The 18,414-nt window shown below is 71.2% G+C and carries 16 protein-coding genes; 8 read left to right on the forward strand and 8 right to left on the reverse strand.

Going from position 1 to position 18,414, the window contains the following annotated elements; all coding sequences use genetic code 11:
- Positions 1 to 19: 19 nt before the first annotated feature.
- Positions 20 to 1,147 (forward strand): PQQ-dependent sugar dehydrogenase, encoded by a 1,128-nt coding sequence (locus ACZ49J_RS13595; RefSeq protein WP_467447802.1) that lies wholly within the window; start codon positions 20 to 22, stop codon positions 1,145 to 1,147.
- Between the two features lie 53 nt (positions 1,148 to 1,200).
- Here ACZ49J_RS13595 and ACZ49J_RS13600 read toward each other — a convergent pair whose 3' ends face one another.
- Positions 1,201 to 1,827 (reverse strand): hypothetical protein, encoded by a 627-nt coding sequence (locus ACZ49J_RS13600; protein ID WP_467447803.1) that lies wholly within the window; start codon positions 1,825 to 1,827, stop codon positions 1,201 to 1,203.
- A 248-nt stretch (positions 1,828 to 2,075) separates the two neighbouring features.
- Positions 2,076 to 2,501, reverse strand: coding sequence for an ATP-binding protein (locus tag ACZ49J_RS13605; protein ID WP_467447804.1), 426 nt, complete (start codon positions 2,499 to 2,501; stop codon positions 2,076 to 2,078).
- 197 nt (positions 2,502 to 2,698) lie between these two features.
- On the opposite strand from ACZ49J_RS13605, the gene ACZ49J_RS13610 reads away from it, so the two are divergent.
- The 3 genes from ACZ49J_RS13610 (at position 2,699) to ACZ49J_RS13620 (ending at position 6,617) form a co-directional block, all read left to right on the forward strand.
- The gene (locus tag ACZ49J_RS13610; protein ID WP_467447805.1) at positions 2,699 to 3,466 is read left to right on the forward strand and encodes an IclR family transcriptional regulator; all 768 of its coding nucleotides are present in this window, start codon (positions 2,699 to 2,701) and stop codon (positions 3,464 to 3,466) included.
- 55 nt (positions 3,467 to 3,521) lie between these two features.
- The gene (gene glpK, locus ACZ49J_RS13615) at positions 3,522 to 5,036 is read left to right on the forward strand and encodes a glycerol kinase GlpK (protein WP_467447806.1); all 1,515 of its coding nucleotides are present in this window, start codon (positions 3,522 to 3,524) and stop codon (positions 5,034 to 5,036) included.
- Between the two features lie 774 nt (positions 5,037 to 5,810).
- Positions 5,811 to 6,617 (forward strand): hypothetical protein, encoded by an 807-nt coding sequence (locus ACZ49J_RS13620; protein WP_467447808.1) that lies wholly within the window; start codon positions 5,811 to 5,813, stop codon positions 6,615 to 6,617.
- 27 nt (positions 6,618 to 6,644) lie between these two features.
- Here ACZ49J_RS13620 and ACZ49J_RS13625 read toward each other — a convergent pair whose 3' ends face one another.
- The 4 genes from ACZ49J_RS13625 to ACZ49J_RS13640 form a co-directional block, all read right to left on the reverse strand.
- On the reverse strand, positions 6,645 to 8,030 hold the full coding sequence (locus ACZ49J_RS13625) for an FAD-binding oxidoreductase (RefSeq protein WP_467447809.1): 1,386 nt from the start codon (positions 8,028 to 8,030) through the stop codon (positions 6,645 to 6,647).
- A gap of 261 nt (positions 8,031 to 8,291) precedes the next feature.
- Positions 8,292 to 8,780 carry an Asp23/Gls24 family envelope stress response protein gene (locus ACZ49J_RS13630; RefSeq protein WP_467447811.1) on the reverse strand — a complete coding sequence of 163 codons (489 nt, stop codon included), beginning with the start codon at positions 8,778 to 8,780 and terminating at the stop codon, positions 8,292 to 8,294.
- 342 nt (positions 8,781 to 9,122) lie between these two features.
- Positions 9,123 to 9,824 carry a DUF4142 domain-containing protein gene (locus ACZ49J_RS13635; protein ID WP_467447812.1) on the reverse strand — a complete coding sequence of 234 codons (702 nt, stop codon included), beginning with the start codon at positions 9,822 to 9,824 and terminating at the stop codon, positions 9,123 to 9,125.
- A 209-nt stretch (positions 9,825 to 10,033) separates the two neighbouring features.
- Positions 10,034 to 10,756 carry a hypothetical protein gene (locus ACZ49J_RS13640; RefSeq protein WP_467447813.1) on the reverse strand — a complete coding sequence of 241 codons (723 nt, stop codon included), beginning with the start codon at positions 10,754 to 10,756 and terminating at the stop codon, positions 10,034 to 10,036.
- Positions 10,757 to 11,055: 299 nt separating this feature from the next.
- Here ACZ49J_RS13640 and ACZ49J_RS13645 point away from each other — a divergent pair, with 299 nt between their 5' ends.
- On the forward strand, positions 11,056 to 13,446 hold the full coding sequence (locus ACZ49J_RS13645; RefSeq protein WP_467447814.1) for a SpoIIE family protein phosphatase: 2,391 nt from the start codon (positions 11,056 to 11,058) through the stop codon (positions 13,444 to 13,446).
- A 34-nt stretch (positions 13,447 to 13,480) separates the two neighbouring features.
- Here the strand turns inward: ACZ49J_RS13645 and ACZ49J_RS13650 are convergent, their stop codons facing one another.
- Positions 13,481 to 14,539 (reverse strand): aldo/keto reductase, encoded by a 1,059-nt coding sequence (locus ACZ49J_RS13650; RefSeq protein WP_467447816.1) that lies wholly within the window; start codon positions 14,537 to 14,539, stop codon positions 13,481 to 13,483.
- A 114-nt stretch (positions 14,540 to 14,653) separates the two neighbouring features.
- On the opposite strand from ACZ49J_RS13650, the gene ACZ49J_RS13655 reads away from it, so the two are divergent.
- The 3 genes from ACZ49J_RS13655 to ACZ49J_RS13665 all read left to right on the forward strand — a co-directional run bounded on the left by ACZ49J_RS13655 (position 14,654) and on the right by ACZ49J_RS13665 (position 18,101).
- A complete protein-coding gene (locus tag ACZ49J_RS13655) occupies positions 14,654 to 15,280 on the forward strand; it encodes a TetR/AcrR family transcriptional regulator (protein WP_467447817.1) in 627 nt (208 codons plus the stop codon).
- A gap of 293 nt (positions 15,281 to 15,573) precedes the next feature.
- On the forward strand, positions 15,574 to 17,064 hold the full coding sequence (locus tag ACZ49J_RS13660) for an aminotransferase class V-fold PLP-dependent enzyme (protein WP_467447818.1): 1,491 nt from the start codon (positions 15,574 to 15,576) through the stop codon (positions 17,062 to 17,064).
- A 245-nt stretch (positions 17,065 to 17,309) separates the two neighbouring features.
- Positions 17,310 to 18,101: a hypothetical protein gene (locus tag ACZ49J_RS13665; RefSeq protein WP_467447819.1), complete on the forward strand. Its 792-nt coding sequence runs from the start codon at positions 17,310 to 17,312 to the stop codon at positions 18,099 to 18,101.
- A gap of 91 nt (positions 18,102 to 18,192) precedes the next feature.
- On the opposite strand, the gene ACZ49J_RS13670 is transcribed toward ACZ49J_RS13665, so the two are convergent.
- On the reverse strand, positions 18,193 to 18,369 hold the full coding sequence (locus ACZ49J_RS13670) for a hypothetical protein (RefSeq protein ID WP_467447820.1): 177 nt from the start codon (positions 18,367 to 18,369) through the stop codon (positions 18,193 to 18,195).
- Positions 18,370 to 18,414 lie beyond the last annotated feature (45 nt).

The following is an 18,414-nucleotide window of genomic DNA, read 5'->3' on the forward strand; positions in this document are numbered from 1 at the left end:
CACACGAGGAGCCGTTCCCATGACAAGTCATCCCCGCGACACCGCAAGACGCCTGCCCCCTGCCCTCACCGCGGCGGTGACCGCGGCCGCGCTGGCCGCCGGTCTGCTCGGTGCGACGGCCGGCGCCGGGAACGCCGTCGCCCGCGGCGAGAGAGGAGCCGGCAGCGGCATCGAATCCGTCCCCTCGGCCATCCGCACCGTCTCCTCCGGCTGGACCGTTCCCTGGGGCCTGAGCTGGCTCCCCGACGGGTCGGCGCTGCTCACCGAACGGGACTCCTTCAAGGTCTTCAAGCTCACCCAGTCCGGCACCAGGACCCAGGTCGGTACGGTGCCCAATGTCGTGACCACCAACGGCGAGGGCGGCCTCCTCGGCATCGCGGTCTCGCCGAACTGGAACAGCGACCACTACGTCTACCTCATGCACTCGGCGGCGAGCGACAACCGCATCGTCCGCATGACGTACGACGGTTCCTCGCTCAGCGGCTACAAGGTCCTCGTGAGCGGCATCGCCAAGAACAAGTACCACAACGGCGGACGCATCAAGTTCGGCCCCGACGGCTACCTCTACGCCACCACGGGCGACGCGCAGAACACCAGCCTCGCCCAGGACAGGAACTCCCTCAACGGCAAGATCCTGAGGATGACGGCGGACGGCAAGGCCGCGCCCGGCAACCCGTTCGGCACGCTCGTCTACTCCCTCGGCCACCGCAACCCCCAGGGCATCACCTGGGACGCCCAGGGCAGGCTGTGGGAGGCCGAGTTCGGCAACAGCAGGTACGACGAGCTCAATCTGATCGAGTCGGGGAAGAACTACGGCTGGCCGACCTGCGAGGGCAACTGCTCGACCTCCGGCATGACCAACCCCAAACGCCAGTGGACCGTCAGCGAGGCCTCCCCGAGCGCGGTCGCCTACGCCGACGGCGCCCTCTACATGGCGGCACTGCGCGGCGAGCGACTGTGGCGCATCCCGGTCAGCGGCACCAGCGCGGGCACCCCCGTCGCCTACTACACCAGCACGTACGGCCGGCTCCGTACGGTGGAGAAGCTCCCCGGCAGGAACGCCCTGTGGCTGGCCACCACCAACGCCGACAACAACGGGGGCGAGCCGGACGGCGCGGACAAGGTGTTCCAGGTCGACCTGGGGTAGCGGCCGGGCCCGGGACCGGCGCTGCGGCATGGTGGCCGCAGCGCCGGCGCCGCTCAGTTGAGCTTGTTGACGGCCGTGACGGTGGTCTTCTTGAAGTCGGCGACCTGGGCGTGCTGGAAGTTGCCCATCTGCGCCCACCTGACGAGTGTCACGGTCCTGCCGTCGCGGCCGACCGAGTACAGGCCGATGTCGGACGTCCCCACCTCCGCGTGGGTGGTGTGGATCCCGTAGACGTACGCGCCCTCCTCCACGTTGAGCCTGCCGTAGTACTTCTCGGTCGCGGTGAGCTCGGGATCGCGCTGCATCAGCTTCTCCGCGCAGCCGGCGAGGTCCTTGCGCAGCAGCGCCGCGAACTCCTTGGCGCGCTTCACGGAGCTCTCCTCCACCGTCACCTGCAGGGCGTTGGTGTCGTACTCCGTCCAGTACGAGCGGTGGCTCGCGATCGACGGCAGGGGGTCGCCCCCGCAGGCCGGCAGCGGGTCGGGCTGTCCGGCCGTGACGGGACCGGCGAACCAGGGCGACGCCGGGTGCGGCGGCAGCTCGCCCGGCTCCAGCCATCGGGCTGTGTCGGCGGCCGGCGCGGCGGCCGCAGGGACGGCGGACACGGCGACGGCGACTCCGGCCGCCACGGCGGCCGCGGCGGTCACGGCACGCCGGGTGCCCCGAGCACGGATGTTCATGATTCCCCCATGGTGATCATCGGTCGTTGCGCGACGGTCGGTCACACCGGCCCGGCTCTCTCCCGAAGAGACGCGATCCGGACCAGGCGGGGAGGACATGCGCCCTCCCGTTTCCCACGCTTGGTACGACCCGCCACCCCCCGCGCCCGTTGTGCCCGTCCGTGTCACGGTTCCGTCCTCTGTGTCACCGCACAGCAACAGCCCCCGGCCCTGTGCGCGCCCCCTCGCGCCGAGCGCCCGGCACGCCCTCACGCCGCCACGAGATCCGCCCATCGGGTCACCCCGCCGGAGTGGACGTGGATACCGTGCCGGGTCGCCAGCGCGTGGACGATCTCCTCGCCCCGGCCGTGCTCGTCCGGGTCGATCCCTTCGGGCGCCTGCCCCCTCGGACGCGCGGGTCCCGCGTCCGTGACCTCGACGCGCAGGGTGCCGAGGCCGTCGCTCCCGCCCCAGGCCAGCCGCAGCACCGCCGGGGGCAGGGCGTGCACGATCGCGTTGGTCAGCAGCTCCGACACCACCAGGAGCGAGTCCTCGACGATCTGCGGGGACACGTTCCAGTGGGCGAGGACCGCCCCGACCCGCCGGCGTACGGCCGAGACGGCTCCCGGGGCGGGCGGGAGCGTACAGACGTGCTCGACTGTGTCCCGCGGTCTCGTGTTGAGCTGTACCGCCATCGTGCTCTCCTCCGGGTGAGCGCTGTCCGCCGGTCGCGGGCCTCAGCGCGCTGCCGGGCCACATCGCACGCTAGGCAGGGACGCGAGGGCCGGTCAATGAACGTCGGTCGCCATTGCCGAACGCCGGGTTCGTCCCCTTCCCGGACCGGCCACCCGCACGTGACGCGGACCCACCATGGCGGTTATAGGCTCGCCTCATGGCCGGTCCGGTCCAGTCGATCGAACGGGCGGCGGCGATCCTGCGTCTGCTCGCGGGTGGGCCGCGCCGGCTCGGACTCGGTGAGGTGGCGGCCTCACTCGGGCTGGCGAAGGGCACCACCCACGGCATTCTGCGCACCCTCCAGCACGTGGACTTCGTGGAACAGGACGCGGCGACCGGAAAGTACCAGCTCGGAGCCGCCCTGCTGCACCTCGGAACCAGCTACCTCGACGTCAACGAGCTGCGGTCCCGCTCCATCAACTGGGCCGACGCCCTCGCAGCCCGCAGCGGGGAAGCGGTCCGCCTGGGCACCCCCCTGGAGGGCAGGGTCCTCGTCGTCCACCACGTGTTCCGCCCCGACGACACGCTGCAGACCCTCGACGTCGGCTCGCTGCTGCCGCTCCACGCCTCCTCGCTCGGCAAGGTTCTGCTGGCCTTCGGGACCGCGCCCCTCGCGTCGGCCCTGGAATCCGGCCTGGAGGCCTACACCCGGCACACCCTGGCCACCCCGGAGCAGCTCAACCGGGCGCTCGCCGAGATACGGGACGTCGGATGGGCCGCGGAGGTCCAGGAGATGAGCATGGGTGAGGCCGCCGTCGCCGCGCCGATCCGGGGGCACGGCGGCCTCGTGGTGGGCGCGATCGGCCTGTCCGGCCCGGTCGAGAGGGTCTGCGACGGCCAGGGCCGGCCCCGGCCCGACCTGATCACCCTGCTCCGTGAGGCCGCGCGGGCGATCTCCAGAGACCTGGGAGCGGCTCGCTGGTAATCCCATCGCTGGTAGTCCCACCGCCTCCCCGACACCTCGGAAGGCAGACCGGATCATGGTTGCACGGTACATACTGTCCATCGACCAGGGCACCAACTCCACCCGGTGCATCCTGTTCGACCACCACGGGCGGATGGTGTCCGTCGCCCAGCGGACGCACCAGCAGCACTTCCCCAGGCCCGGATGGGTCGAGCACGACGCCGTCGAGATCTGGCGCAACCTGCGCCGGCTCGTGCCCGACGCGCTGTCCGACGCCCGTGCCGGTGTGGACGAGGTGGCCGCCGTGGGTCTCGCGAACCAGCGGGAGACGACGCTGCTCTGGGACCGGCGGACGGGGGCCCCGCTGGACAGGGCGATCGTCTGGCAGGACACCCGCACGGCACCGCTCGTCGAGGACCTCAGACAGCACCCCGGGGAGGAGTTCTTCCTCGACCGGTGCGGCATACCTCCCTCGACCTACTTCTCGGCGCTGCGGATCCGCTGGCTGTTCGACCACGTCAGCGGGCTCGAACAGCGCGCAAAGGACGGCGAGGTGCTGTTCGGCACGATGGAGAGCTGGCTGATCTGGAACCTCACCGGGGGCGTGGACGGCGGCCTGCACATCACCGACGTCACCAACGCCAGCCGCACCATGCTGATGAACATCCGCACGCTCACCTGGGACGAGGAGATCCTGTCGTTCTTCGGCGTTCCCCGCGCCATGCTCCCCGAGATCCGGTCCTCCGCCGAGCCGTACGGCGAGGCCCGCTCGATCCTTCCGGGCGTCCGTATCACGGCCGCCCTCGGCGACCAGCAGGCCGCACTGTTCGGCCAGACCTGCTTCTCCCCGGGCGAGGCGAAGTGCACGTACGGAACGGGCAGCTTCCTGCTGCTCAACACCGGTACCGACGCCGTGCGGTCCCGGCACGGACTCCTCACGACCGTCGGGTACAAGATCGGGGACCGGCCCCCGGTCTACGCCCTGGAGGGTTCGATAGCCGTCACCGGGTCGCTGGTCCAGTGGTTCCGTGACCGGCTGGGGCTGATCAGCACCGCGCCGGAGATCGAGACCCTCGCGCTGACGGTCGAGGACAACGGCGGCTGCTACATCGTCCCCGCCTTCTCCGGGCTCTTCGCGCCCCGCTGGCGCAGCGACGCCCGCGGCGTCATCGTCGGCCTCACCTCCTACATCACCAAGGGACACCTGGCCCGAGCCGTCCTGGAGGCCACCGGCTGGCAGACGCGCGAGGTCGTCGACGCCATGAACGCCGACTCCTCCGTCCCGCTGAAGCAGCTCAAGGTGGACGGGGGCATGACGGCGGACAACCTGCTCATGCAGTTCGTGGCCGACGTGCTCGATGTGCCCGTGGTACGGCCCATGGTCGCCGAGACGGTCTCCCTGGGCGCCGCCTACGCGGCCGGGCTCGCCGCCGGCTACTGGCCGGACCTGGAGGGCCTGCGCCGCAACTGGCACCGGGCCGCCCAGTGGCTGCCCGACATGGATCCCGGGCGGCGGGAGTCGGAGTACGACAACTGGCAGCGGGCCGTCGAGCGGTCACTGGGGTGGGTCACGCCACCCAGGTCTCAGTGAACGGGTCGGCCGCCACCGGCGCATCGGCCGACACGATCCGGTCGGCGAGCACCAGGCGGTCGATCGGCACACCGCCGGACGTCCGCGTCCGGAGCAGGGCGCCGACGACCTCTTCCCGGTGGGCGGGCGGCCCGCTCCGATAATCGATCGCACCCGAGGATCTTCCGCGGCACAGTCGGCGGATGCCGACCTCCGCGGAGCGACTGCTCTCCGCACTCGAACCCCTGCCGTTCCCCGCGCGTCTCGCCCTGACCGCGCGGACTGCCCGGCGACTGGCGGACGGCGGCCGCCTCACCCCGCTCCTCGCGGACCTGGACGCGCGCGGGCCGTACGAGCGGCGGCTCGCGGCGCTGGCAGCCCTCGCCGGAGGGCGGACCGCGTTCCTGGCCGAGCGGCTGGCCGACCCGGACACGGTCGTCGCCGGGTACGCCCTGCGCGCCGCACGCGTCCTGCCCGTGCCGGACCGGGCGGTGGAGGCGGCGTACGGCGACGCACCGGCCGCGCTGCGGCAGCGGCTGGCTCGTCTGCTCGCCTCAGGCGGCCGTACCGCGCTCGCGGAGCGGCTGCTCGTGCGGCTCCGTGCGGAATGGGGCGACACGGAGGCCGCGCGGCTGCTGCCGGCCTGTACAACTCCCTTCGTGGCAAGGGAGTTACCCGGCCTCGCCCACGCCGTCGACAACTGGTCGAGGCTCGCGACCCGGCACCCCGATCCGGTGCTGGACCACGCCGAGACCCCGGGAGCTGGGCGACGCACACCGCCGCGGTTACGCCGGCGTGGTCGGCGAGGCGTACGACAACTGCCTGGCCTCGGTCGACGGCTTCGCGAGCTACGGGCCCCTGCGAGCAGTGGGCGTGTGGTCGCGTTACGCCCCCGAACTGGTTGTCCGGCTGTCCTGTACGGTCTGCGATCTCGGCAGCCGCGCGCACTGGCAGTTCGCGGCGTGGGTGCTGCGCGACCTGGCCGTCTCCGGGTTGCCGCATCCGGTGGGCGGTGCCGCGCGGGGCAGTGTGTTCCACGGCGCGGTGGCCGAGTTGCCGGCCGCGATGCACCGGCCCGAGGGAAGCTGCGACGCGATGAAGGACCGGGACCTGCCCGCGCTGCAGCGCCTGCGGACCCTGCTGCCCGTCGGTTTCCACCGGGGCGAACGTCCCGACGTACTCGAGGCGGTAGCCCGGCAACTGGCGCCCGAACCGCTGCTGGTGGCCGAACGCGCCGATCTGCTGGCCCAGTTGGTCGACCGCACCGCGGACCCGGACACGCTCTTCGACCGTCTGCGAGACCTGGCGGCCACCCTGGAGGAGGCGGGCGTGACCGTCACGGTGCAGACCACCAGCCGACTGCGGACGTCCTGGGCGCACCGCCCCCTGCCCCCGAGCACCGAGAGCCTGCTGGGCGCGGACGACCGGCTGATCCGGGACGGCGGCACCGCCACGGGCCTGCTGGCGGCCGGTCTCGTCACCGGAACAGGCACCCTCCTCGGCTGGCCCGAGGAGTGGCGCTCGCTGCTGCGCCTGCTGCGCGCGCACCCGTGTCCCGATGTGCGCCACGAGGCGTACCGGACGATGACGGCGACGGAGTGACGCCCGCCGTGCCCGGGTGCCCCGCTGTCAAGGTCGCGGTGCCGGGCTGATGTTCTGGTTGGCGTGGAAGAGGTTGTACGGGTCGTACGTCCGCTTGACCTGTGCCAGCCGGTCGTAGTGGCTGCCGTAGTTGGCCCGGACCCGCTCCTGTCCCTCACCCTCGCCCATGAAGTTCACGTACGAACCGCCCATGGAGTACGGGTGCATGTCCTCCCAGTAGTCGACGCACCACTGCTTGATGGCCCCGGCGTTGGCCGGGTCGGGGTCGACACCGGCGAAGACGCCGGACCACACGGCGTCCCGGTAGCTCCACGCGGTGTCCTCGCGGCCCACCCGGTGGGCGGCTCCGTCGACCGGGTAGAGGTGCATCAGCGAGAGCGGGGTGGGGAGGTCGCGACCGTACTTGAGGTGCACGTCCAGGGCGGCGTCCGGGATGCGGTCGAAGAAGTCGCCGCGCCAGTACCACTGGTATCCGGTGGGGATCAGGTCGTCGAAGAGCCCCTGCAGGGCTGGGTAGGGCATCGGTGTCGTGAAGTGGAAGTCCGGTGGCCCGGGCTCGTGCACGACCGCGAGAGTCTCCTCGAGTCCGCTCAGGTCACCGGTGTGGCACCACACGATGCCGCATGCCTTGCGTCCGTGGAGCTCTTCGGGGAACGGCGGGCCGGGCGGGATGGTCAGGAGCGTGAAGAAGCCGTACACGTCCTCGGAAGCCCGCGGGAGGAAGTCGCGGTACCAGGCCAGCACCTCGCGGGTCCGCTCGACCGGCCAGACGGTGATCCCGACGCCGACGGTGTCCACCGGGTGGAGCCGGTAGGTGAAGGAGGTCACGATGCCGAAGTTGCCGCCGCCGCCCCGCAGGGCCCAGAACAGGTCCGGATGCTCCGTCTCGTTCGTGGTGACGAAGCTGCCGTCCGCCAGCACGACGTCGGCTGAGAGCAGGTTGTCCACGGTCAGGCCGTACTTGCGGGTGAGGTAACCGTGGCCGCCGCCGAGGGTCAGACCCCCGACGCCCGTCATCGAGATGATGCCGGTGGGTGTGGCCAGTCCGAAGGCGTGCGTGGCGTGGTCGAGGTCGCCGAGGAGGCTGCCGCCACCGACCTCGGCGGTCCGGGCGGCGGGGTCGACACGCACCCACCGCATCGGTGACAGGTCGATGGTGACGCCTCCGTCCACCAGGCAGAGGCCGGGGCCGCTGTGTCCGCCGCCCCGCACGGCGAGTTCCAGACCGTGGTCGCGGATGAAGCCGAGCGCGGCGATGACGTCGCCGGCGTCCCTGCACGGCACGAGTGCGGCGGGGTGCTTGTCGATCATCGCGTTGTAGATCTTGCGGGCCTCGGTGTACTCGGCGTCCCGATCACTGATGACGGGCCCGCGCAGCTCCGTCCGCATCGCTTCCAGGGTTGCACTCTCCATGGCGGTCTCCTTGGAGAAGGCGAGGAGCCTCGTCCCACCCGGACCGGGCCTTGTCCGCTTGCGTCGTCGGTTCCCGGGTGGGGGTCCTCAGCTGACGCCCTCGTGGCCCGAAGCCCCCCTCGACGCCGCAAGGCTGACCCGACCAGCGTCTCGCCGACGACCGGAGCGCGCAATTCCAACAAGCACCTGGGCCACCGGGTGTGCGCCACCCGCCGGCCCAGGTTGATGCCTTGGAGCCCGTCGACCACAGGGCGGCCCGGATCAGGCCACGCGCCGCCCGCCGCCCTCGGACTCCTCTTCCTCGTCGGGCAGGTGCACATCGTCGACCGCGATGTTCACCTCCACGACTTCCAGGCCGGTCATGCGTTCCACCGCGTTGATGACGTTGGCGCGTGCGTCCCTGGTGATGTCGGCGATGGACGCGCCGTACTCGACCACGACGTCCAGGTCCACAGCCGTCTGACGTTCCCCGACCTCCACGCTCACTCCCTGGGTGACGTCGCCGCCGCTCCCGGGCACACGCTCTCGTACCGCGCCGAACGCCCGGGCCATCCCTCCGCCGAGGTTGTGGATCTCGGGGATCTCACGCGCGGCCATGCCGGCGATCTTCGCCACGACCCTGTCCGCGACAGTGACGTCTCCGCGCATCCCCGGAGGAACGTCGGTCCCCTTGCGGCCCTGCAGTGTCGTTCCCTTCCCGTCCCGCGATCTCGTCGGCGTGTTGGCTTCGCGATCCCTGGCCTCCGACATGGCAGTCACCTCGCGATCTTGGGCAAGTTCACCAGCTTGTCTCCACCAAACTAACCCAATGAGAAGTAAAGGGTAAAAGGCGCATATCGGACGGCTTCTGCCGGCCGGCGAAGACGGCGGGTGGCGAGTGGGGTGGGCGGTGAAATTGCTGGGGTGCCGGGGGAACTCTGCTGACGGTCGGCGTGCTGCCCTTGCCGCGTAACCGTGCCGGTGTCACTCCTGGGCGCCGGACAACGGCCGACCGTCAGCTCGGCTCCCCCGGGCCCTGATTATTGCACAGTGCAAAATGTGGCGCAGGGGTTCTCGGGGAGCCGATCCGGACGGCCGTTGCGGGCGCGCCCCCTACTTGGGGGCGACGTCCTTCTCGACCTCCTCGAAAGTCGAGGCGTCGACGAGGCCGGTGTCCTCCAGCACCTCCATGTGGTCCAGGACGGTCTGGTTGGCCTGGCGGGCGTGGCGGCGGATCAGGTCGTTCTGCGTGGCGGCCCGGACCTCACCGATGGTGGCGAAGATCTTGCCGTGCGAGGCGCGCAGGACGTTGGCGAAGAGCTTGTCGAACTCCTCGCCTTGGGCGTTCTCCAGATTCCGGACCCACTGCTGCTGTTCCTCGGTGGCCTCGTTGGGGATGTCCACACCGAGGATCTTGGCGTCCTCGCGCACGAGCTGGTCGAGCTTGCTGTGCCCGTCGAGCAGATGGAGCCCGGCGCGCTTGACCTGCTCGCTGGAAGCGTGGGTCTGGGCGAGGCGGCCGGCGGGAATCTCCCACAGTCCGGCCTGGCGTACCTTCACCAGGAACTCGCGGTCCACGTCCGTGACGGTCAGGTTGACCTCGCCGTTCTGGCCCGTGGCGGTCTCTCCGGCGCCGCCCGCGGCGACATGTCCGCCGGCGTGCTGGGCCCGGCCCGCGACCGTCGGGCTGGCCGAGGCCTCGCCACCGGCCCTGATGGCGATGACGACGCCTACGACGACGGCGCACGCCACGGCGATGATCGCGATGGCGCGTGCCGATACCCGCGAAGGAGTCGCGTGTCGGTTCGCATGCATGTGTTTCTCCCGCTCAAGTAAAGAGTGATTCCTCCAGGGGGTAGGAGTGGACACCTGTTGCGGCTGGCACGGCACGCACGCAGAGGTACGGACGGGGTGGTGACTTTGTTCAAGGACGGGTCAAGTGATCGTCGTTCGAGGGCTGTTGCCGCTCGGACGAGGTGGGGTGGCCGCCGGCCGAGGTGCGGCCCCGGCACACACCGCCGCGTTCACTTGTCCGGCTGTTCCGGCTGTACGCCGTCCCCGGCCGCTGTGCCGGACTCCTGGGCGTCCGGGGCGGTGTAGAAGACGGAGGAACCCTGCTTGGTGCGCTGCGCACGGCTCTTGGCGACGAGGCTCTCGAGGGTGGTGCGCACGACGGTGGTCTGGATACGGCGGTCGGGATGGGCCTGGCCGAGAGCGGCGGCGACCTCAGCGGCGGAGCGCGGTTCGGTCTGTTCGTTCAGGTGGCGGCGGATGAGCTCGACCAGGGTGGGCTTGGCTGCCTTTGCGGACGCGGACGCGGACGCGGACAGGGCCGTGGCTTCGGCCTTGCCCGAGTCCTTGCCCGGCCTCTTCACCGCGCCCTTGGCCGACTTGCCGCCTCGCGGGGAAGCGGCCTTCTTGGCCGGGGCCTTGCCGGCCGGGGCCTTCTTGGCTGCGGCCTTGGGTTTGGCGGCCCGGGGTTTGGCGGCCGACTTCTGGCGAGGCACGGAAGGTGCCGCGACGTCCTCGGCCGCGGGAGCCGGCGCTGAGGTGGTGGCAGTGCCGAGTGCCTCCTGCATGTTCAGCAGCACGCTGTGGTCCTGCCGCAGCGCCTCGAGTTGGTTCTGCAGGGCGTCGATCTCCTCGCGAAGACGGTCCTGTTCCTTGGCGTTGCGCTCGAGGTCCGCGGCGACCTGGGCGGTGTACTGCGCCTTGATGTCGGTGGTCTCCAACGACGCTTCGGCCATGGCGGGTCCCTTCTCCGGATGACTGTGCTGTTGGCGGTGGATGTTACTCACCACGGCCCGGGCCCGGCTGCCGGTCCGCCGCGAGCCCGGGACGAATGTGATCGTCCGAGGCGTCGCCACCTCCGGGAATCGGAAGGTACGCTGCCGCCCGTCGCCCCACACGTCACACTCGCGCGCGACTACGCCGCGTAGTCGCGCGCTGTGCGCAGTACCCGGCGCACAATGAATGCGGAAGCCATGCCGTGTACTCGGGCAGGGACCCACTGACGGCGGCTCCGGTCGTGCGGAGAGAAGGAACGATGGGTGAGCACGGTGTCGCCTCGGCCGCGGTGGACGCCCGAGGGGTGGTCGTCGCGTGGAGTGCCGGTGCCCGTCGTCTGCTCGGATACGAGCCGGAGGAGGTGCTGGGCGGCCCGGCGGCCGCGTTGCTGGCCGACGGCCTTTCGGCCTCGGCCCTGCGCCGCCTCACCGATCCGGGCGACTGGCGCGGCGCCGTTCACGTGCGGCATCGGGACGGTCACCGCGTGGAGCTGGACCTGGAGGCACATCCGCTGGTGGTCCCGGCCGGTGAGGTCCAGTGGTTCCTGACGGCCAAGGTGCCGGAGCCGGCCGCGCGGCTGCGGCGGTGGGCCCTGGACCAGCTCCCCGTTCCGGTCGCCCTCTTCGGTCAGGACGGGCTCGCCGTGGCCACGAACTCCGCGATGGAAGGGGTGATGGGCAGGCCGCAGAAGGACCTGCTCGGGCGGCGGGTGGGGGAGTCGGCCGACGGGCGGCAACTGCTCCCGGGCTTCGAGGGACTCGCCGACGCGGTGATGCGGGTACTCCGAACGGGTGAGACAGTGCCGTACGAGGCGTGGCTGCGCGCGCCCGGCGAGACCCGTGAGCACGCGTGGCTGGTGTCCCTGAGCCCGTTGAAGGACGAAGCGGGTGACGTGCGGGGCATGTGCCTGGCGGCGATGGACGCCACGGAGCAGTTCCTGGCTCGCCGCCGCCTGAGCATGCTCAACGAGTCCAGCTTCCGGATCGGCTCGACCCTGGACGTGGCCCGTACCGCCGAGGAACTCGCGGAGGTGTGCACGGACTACTTCGCCGACTTCGTCATGGTGGACCTGTTGGACTCGGTAGTGGCCGGCGAGGAAGCGATCCCCCTGCCCGGCACCGGTCGCCTGGTCTTTCACCGCACTGCTCAGCGGTCCGTGCTGGAAGGCTGCCCCGAAGCCGTGATCCCGGTCGGAAGGAGGCACACCTACGACGAGAACTCGCCGCCGGGCCGAGCGCTGACCACGGGCCGGGCCGGGTTGTACGCCGTCGACCACGTCACCCGGCAGCTGTGGGCCGCGGGCTCACCGGAGCGTGCCCGCAGCATCGAGACCCACGGCATCCACTCACTGATGGCGGTACCGCTGCGAGCCCGAGGCGTCACGCTCGGCCTGTCGGTCCTCGCCCGCCACCGCACACAGGAGCCCTTCACCGAGGACGACCTCCTGCTGGCCGAGGAACTGGCCGCCCGTGCCGCCCTGTGCGTCGACAACGCCCGCCGCTACGCCCGCGAACACGCCATCGCACTCGGACTGCAGCGCAGTCTCCTCCGCCACCACGCGCCGCGGCAGGCGGCCGTCGAGATCGCGTCCCGCTACCAGCCGGCGAGTTCCCGCGCCGGGATCGGCGGCGACTGGTTCGACGTCATCCCTCTGTCCGGGGCGAGAGTGGCGCTGGTGGTCGGCGATGTCGTGGGCCACGGGGTGGAGGCCTCCGCCACCATGGGCCGGCTCCGCACCGCCGTACGCACCCTGGCCGACGTGGATCTGGCTCCGGACGAGCTGCTCACCCAGCTCGACGACATCGTCCTGCGCCTGGACGCCGAGTCGACGGCGGACGGCGCCGAGGACGCGGACAGCCCGGGCGAGATCGGGGCCACCTGCCTGTACGCCGTGTACGACCCCGTCTCACGCCGCTGTTCGATGGCGCGGGCAGGTCACCCGCCGCCGGCCCTGGTCGCCGCGGACGGCGACGTCACGTTCCTCGACTCGCCGGCCGGACCACCGCTGGGTGTGGGGGGCCTGCCCTTCGAAACCGCGGAGTACGACCTCCCCGAGGGCAGCGTGCTCGCCCTGTACACCGACGGTCTCCTCGAGGTCACCGATCGCGACACGGACGACGGACTCGCCCTGCTGGGCCGCGCCCTCGGCGGCAAGAACCGTCCCCTGGAAGAGACATGCGACGCGGTCATGCGCAGCATGCTGACGGACCGTCCCGCGGACGACGTCGTCCTCCTCCTGGCCCGGACCCACGCCCTGGACGCGGATCAGGTCGCCACCTGGGACATCCCCGCCGACCCCACGTTCGTCGCCCGGGCCCGCAAGATGGCCTGTGACCAACTCGCCGCCTGGCGACTGGAGGACGTCTCCTTCGTCACGGAACTCATCGTCAGCGAGTTGGTCACCAACGCCGTCCGCTACGGCGGTTCCCCCGTACAACTGCGTCTGATCCGCGACACCACACTCATCTGCGAGGTCTCGGACTCCAGCAGCACCGCTCCTCATATGCGCCGCGCCCGCGCCTTCGACGAAGGCGGCCGCGGCCTCCTGCTCGTCGCCCAGCTCGCCCGCCGCTGGGGCAGCCGCCACACCCGCACGGGCAAGACCATCTGGGCCGAACAGGCGCTCCCCGACGAGGCGCGGGACGGGTAGTTCCTCACCGTGCCGAGACCGCTTGAAGCCGACGTCAGGCAGCGGGCGGAGACATGATGTCACCCACTGGTGGGTTGAGGCGGGCGAAACCTTCCTGGCGCTGGTACGGGAAGTACGGGTAGGGCGCTGCCTTGCTGCTGGCCACGTCGAGTTTCGCCATCTGGTCAGCGGTCAGCGTCCAGCCGACGGCACCGAGGTTCTGACGGAGCTGCTCCTCGTCGCGGGCGCCGATGATGACGGAGGCCACGGTCGGCCGCTGCAGCAGCCAGTTGATGGCGATCTGCGGAATCGCTCTGCCGGTCTCCTGAGCGATCTCGTCGAGGGCGTCGACCACGCGGTAGAGGTGCTCGTCATCGACCGGCGGGCCGTAGTCGGCGGTGTGGTGCAGCCGGCTGCCGGCGGGCAGCGGCTGGCCCCGTCGGATCCCGCCGGTGAGCCGTCCCCAGCCGAGCGGGCTCCAGACCAAGGCCCCGAGGCCCTGGTCGAGTCCCAGGGGCATGAGTTCCCACTCGTAGTCCCGCCCGACAAGGGAGTAGTAGACCTGGTGTGCGACGTAGCGCGGATGGCCGTGTCTCTGCGCGACGGCGAGGGACTTCATCGCCTGCCAGCCGGAGAAGTTCGAGACTCCCAGGTAGCGCACCTTTCCTGCTCGAACGAGATCGTCGAGCGTGGACAGGACTTCCTCGACCGGCGTGCCGGCGTCGAAGGCGTGCAACTGGAACAGGTCGATGTGGTCGACACCGAGCCGGCGCAGCGCGTCCTCGCACGCGGTGATCAGGCGCGACCGGGAGGAGCCCGCATCGCCCGGGCCGTCACCCGTCGGAAGGCCGGCCTTGGTGGACACGATTACCTGGTCCCTGCGTCCTTTGATCGCCGCGCCCAGCACTTCCTCGGACGCGCCGCCGGAGTAGACGTCTGCGGTGTCGAACATCGTGATCCCTGCGTCCAGACAGATGTCCACGAGGCGGCGCGCCTCCCGCGCGTCGGTGCTGCCCCAGGCGCCGAACAGGGGTCCTCGGCCCCCGAAGGTGCCGGTGCCGAAACTCAGCGCGGGGACTTTGAGTCCGGACGCGCCCAGTCGCCTGTATTCCATGGCCGTACCCCATATCCGCTCAGCAAAGGTGGTTAACGGTTTTCTAGTTCCGTTAGGATGGTCAAGTTAGCACCTGCGAGCAATTAACGAAACTGGGGTCCCGTTATGGGTGAGGTGGACACGAAGGTTGCGGAGCCGGGGACCGTCCGGCCGGGAGGACGTACGGCGCGGGTGCGGGCGGCGGTGCTGCAGGCGACCGGGGACGCCCTGGCCGAGCGGGGCTTCGCCCACCTCGACCTCGCCGACATCGCGCGCCGTGCCGACGTGGGCAAGACGACCGTCTACCGTCGCTGGGGGACGGTGACCAGCCTGGTGGCCGACCTGCTGAGGGACATGGCCGAGCAGTCGCTGCCGCGTACCGAGACCGGCTCGCTGCTCGGCGACCTCAAGGCCAACGCACGGCTTGTGCGGCGCACCCTGGCCGATCCGCGGCAGGGGGCGCTCTTCAAGGCCGTCATCGCGGCCGCCACCTGCGAGGCCAGGACGGCCGAGGCTCTGCACCACTTCTATGACATCCGCGTCAGGGAATGGGCGCCCTGTGTTCAGCAGGCCATCGACAGGGGCGAGGTGCCCGAGGGCACGGACACGCATGAGGTCATCCGCGCTGTCTCAGCCCCGCTCTACTACCGCCTGCTGACCAGCGACGATCGCCTCGACGAGGCCGCCGCGGACCAGGCCGCCGAGGCTGCCGCGGCCGCGGCGCGGGCGGGGGTGTACGTGCGGAGCGACGGGCTTGTGTGACCGGCCCGCATCCGGGCCGAGCGTGGACTTGTCGTACTGCCGGGGCTCACGCACAGGGGGCACACCACCAAGGCGTGCGTCTCACAGGTCGTCAGGCCGGGGCACCCGTACGGCTGATGGCGGACGTGGCAGTCGAGGGTGAGTGCGCTCGGAAGGTGATGACGGCCGCGGCGACAGGGCCGTCAAGGTTTGTCTCGACCGCGGGTACGACGAGGCGCGCCCGAGTCGGAGGATGGGGAAACCGCGTCCGCGCACAGGACTGGGGGCCGGACCGGACGACCGGAGGGAGAGCCGTGGAGAAGGCTCGCACCAGCAGCCACATACCCGCCGCCGGCCAGAGCCGCGGCCGCGGGACGGAACCCGCCGCACACGACCAGGAAGGCGCCGGCGACGGCGCGGAGCTGTTCGCGGGGTTACGGGCGAGAGAGTTCGGCTACCTCGACGAAGGCGGGCACGTCTACCTGGACCACACCGGCACCGGGCTTCCCCCGCGCTCGCTCGTCACCGCGAGCGCGGAGCGGATCACCGGCGGCTGCTACGGCAATCCGCACTCCGAGAGCCCGGCGTCCCGCGCGTCGGGGGAACTGCTCGCCGAGGCGCGCCGCGCGGTGCTCCGGCACCTCAACGCCGATCCCGGCGAATACGCGGTGATCTTCACGCCCAACGCGACCGGCGCGCTGCGACTGGTCGGCGAGGCCTACCCGTTCACGTCGCGCGGCCAACTCGTGATGTCGCTGGACAACCACAACTCCGTCAACGGACTGCGGGAGTACGCCCGGGCCAAGGGCGCGACCACGACGTACGTGCCCGTGCACGGCCCCGACCTGCGCATCGACGACGAACGGCTGACGGACGCGCTGTCCGTACGCGGCGGTGGACGCCGGCGACCCCACGGACTGCTGGCCTACCCGGCGCAGAGCAACTTCACCGGCGTACAGCACCCGCTGGAGTGGATCGAGCGGGCCCACGCGCACGGCTACGACGTCCTGCTCGACGCCGCCGCCTTCGTCCCCACCAACACCCTCGACCTGAGCCGGTTCCACCCGGACTTCACGGCGGTCAGCTGGTACAAGGTCCTGGGCCATCCCACCGGAGTCGGCAGCCTGATCGCCCGCAGGGAGGCGCTCTCCCGGCTGCGGCGGCCCTGGTTCTCCGGCGGGACGATCCACGCGGCCGGCGCCCGGGCGCAGTGGCACGTCCTCGCCGACGACGAGGCGGCCTTCGAGGACGGCACGGTCAACTTTCTGTCCGTGCCGGACGTGACGGCCGGACTCGACTGGATCAACGGCATCGGCATGGGCCGCGTCCACGCCCACGTCAAACGGCTCACCGGCCGGCTCCTGACCGGCCTGCGCGCGCTGCGGCACAGCGACGGATCGCCCATGGTGCGGCTGTACGGCCCGGACGGCACCGCCGCGCGCGGGGGAACGGTCGCGTTGAACCTGATCGGCGCCGACGGCCGGATCGTCGACGAGCGGATCGTCACCCGTGACAGTGCCCGGCGCGGTATCTCGCTGCGCACGGGCTGCTTCTGCAATCCGGGCGCCGGCGAGGCGGCGTTCTCCGTGCCACTGCGCCGGCTGCGAGCGGCGGCACGCGGGAAACTCCCCTCCCTGGACGCCTACGTGGAGGTTCTGGGCCTTCCTTCGGGCGGTGCCGTGCGGGTCTCCGTCGGCCTGTCGTCCCAGCCGAAGGACATCGAGACGTTCCTGTCGTTCGTGGCGGAGACCTACCGGGACCAGGCCCCGTGCGCGGCGGGGCTGACCGCGCGGGTGAGCTGCTGAGGAGGGCCGCCGGGCGCGTTCCGCCGATCTTCTTTTACGCAGTACGGGTGAATCCGCAGACTTTTCCGTTCGGGGCCGGTGGTGAGTCCCTTACCGTCTCCGATGTTGCTGGCGCAGCGCTCACTGCCACCGGGCCGTGGGCGGTCGGGAGTTGGGCGGTGCGTTTGACGGGTTTCGGACCGGCTGTCGGTTGCTGGGCGTTGACGGTCTCCTTCGCGCTCCGCGCGTCGGGAGTGAGCGGGCGGGTGAGGACGCGCCTGCTGCTGATGGCGGGCTCCGCGGTTGCGGGAGGTGTGTACCGGGCGGCGGTCGAGGTGATGCCGGCGCACCCCTCGCTGTGGGGCCAGGATGTGCGGTCGTTGCTCGGGTCGGTCGTGGTCCTCGGAGTGACGGTGACGGTGGGCCTGGGGATGGCCGGGCTCGTGGTCGCGGCTGATGCCGGTACGGGCCGGCGCATGTGGCTGCGGCGCGTACTCGACGGGGTCGTCACCGCCGGGTCCGTGTTCATGACCGGCTGGGTCCTGCTGCGGGGACCCGTCGACGGCTGGCGGCTGGGCACGGGAATGGTGGGCGCCCTGTGGGCCGCGGAAGTCGTGTTCCTCGGTTTCCTGTTCGCTCTGCGCCGTCTCGTACGGGACGACCACCGGGCCACTGTGTGGGTGGCGGTCGCCGGGCTGTCGCTCATGCTGATCGGCGACACCCTGCGGCTGTGGGGGGCGGGTCCGCACCTCTCCGAGGCGGCGTCCGGGCAGCTGGCCGACGCCTGCAACACCGCGGGCCTGCTGGTGGCCGCCGCCGCTCCCTGGGTGCCCGGCGGGGCGAGCATCCTGGGCGCCGGCCGGTCGGCGCTGCGGTTGGGCATGGAGGGCGCCGCGGCGTTCGTCCCCCTGATCGTCTTCACGGTCATGGCGCTGGGATACGCGCTGGCCCCGCTGGCCCGCGATCCGGTGCCGCTGTTCGTCGGGGCGACGGTACTGCTGGGCCTTTGGGCACGCCGGACGCTCCTGCTCGGCGAGAGCACCGGGAAGGGCGACTGAGGGCGTGCGAGGTGGCGGGCCGTGCACCGGAGCGTGCCGGACCGCGCCGGTGCTCCGCCGCGGGCACCGGTCACTGATCACTCATCGGCGGTCACGTGGTCCGGGTGTCGTCCGTCCGTTCGCCCTCCGCCTGGGAGGGCTCGGTCCGGGGGACGTCCGGATGCTGCTCCGCCGCCGCGCGCTCGGCGGGCTCGTCGCGCTCCCCCTCGGCCTGGGAGGGCGTGTGCGAGTACAGCCAGCGGTCCTCCTCCGAGGCTCCGGTCTTCATGGCGGCCTCCCTTGCTCGCTCTTCTCCCATGCTCCTCCATCAGCG

Source organism: Streptomyces sp. NPDC030840, assembly GCF_055572015.1.

Bases quoted from the DNA above. Each gene is read 5' to 3' on its own strand.
- ACZ49J_RS13600 (WP_467447803.1), bottom strand. From the start codon at position 1,827: ATGAACATCCGTGCTCGGGGCACCCGGCGTGCCGTGACCGCCGCGGCC.
- ACZ49J_RS13645 (WP_467447814.1), top strand. From the start codon at position 11,056: ATGGGTGAGCACGGTGTCGCCTCGGCCGCGGTGGACGCCCGAGGGGTG.
- ACZ49J_RS13630 (WP_467447811.1), bottom strand. From the start codon at position 8,780: ATGTCGGAGGCCAGGGATCGCGAAGCCAACACGCCGACGAGATCGCGG.
- ACZ49J_RS13610 (WP_467447805.1), top strand. From the start codon at position 2,699: ATGGCCGGTCCGGTCCAGTCGATCGAACGGGCGGCGGCGATCCTGCGT.
- ACZ49J_RS13625 (WP_467447809.1), bottom strand. From the start codon at position 8,030: ATGGAGAGTGCAACCCTGGAAGCGATGCGGACGGAGCTGCGCGGGCCC.
- ACZ49J_RS13650 (WP_467447816.1), bottom strand. From the start codon at position 14,539: ATGGAATACAGGCGACTGGGCGCGTCCGGACTCAAAGTCCCCGCGCTG.
- ACZ49J_RS13635 (WP_467447812.1), bottom strand. From the start codon at position 9,824: ATGCATGCGAACCGACACGCGACTCCTTCGCGGGTATCGGCACGCGCC.
- ACZ49J_RS13595 (WP_467447802.1), top strand. From the start codon at position 20: ATGACAAGTCATCCCCGCGACACCGCAAGACGCCTGCCCCCTGCCCTC.
- ACZ49J_RS13670 (WP_467447820.1), bottom strand. From the start codon at position 18,369: ATGAAGACCGGAGCCTCGGAGGAGGACCGCTGGCTGTACTCGCACACG.
- ACZ49J_RS13640 (WP_467447813.1), bottom strand. From the start codon at position 10,756: ATGGCCGAAGCGTCGTTGGAGACCACCGACATCAAGGCGCAGTACACC.
- glpK (WP_467447806.1), top strand. From the start codon at position 3,522: ATGGTTGCACGGTACATACTGTCCATCGACCAGGGCACCAACTCCACC.
- ACZ49J_RS13605 (WP_467447804.1), bottom strand. From the start codon at position 2,501: ATGGCGGTACAGCTCAACACGAGACCGCGGGACACAGTCGAGCACGTC.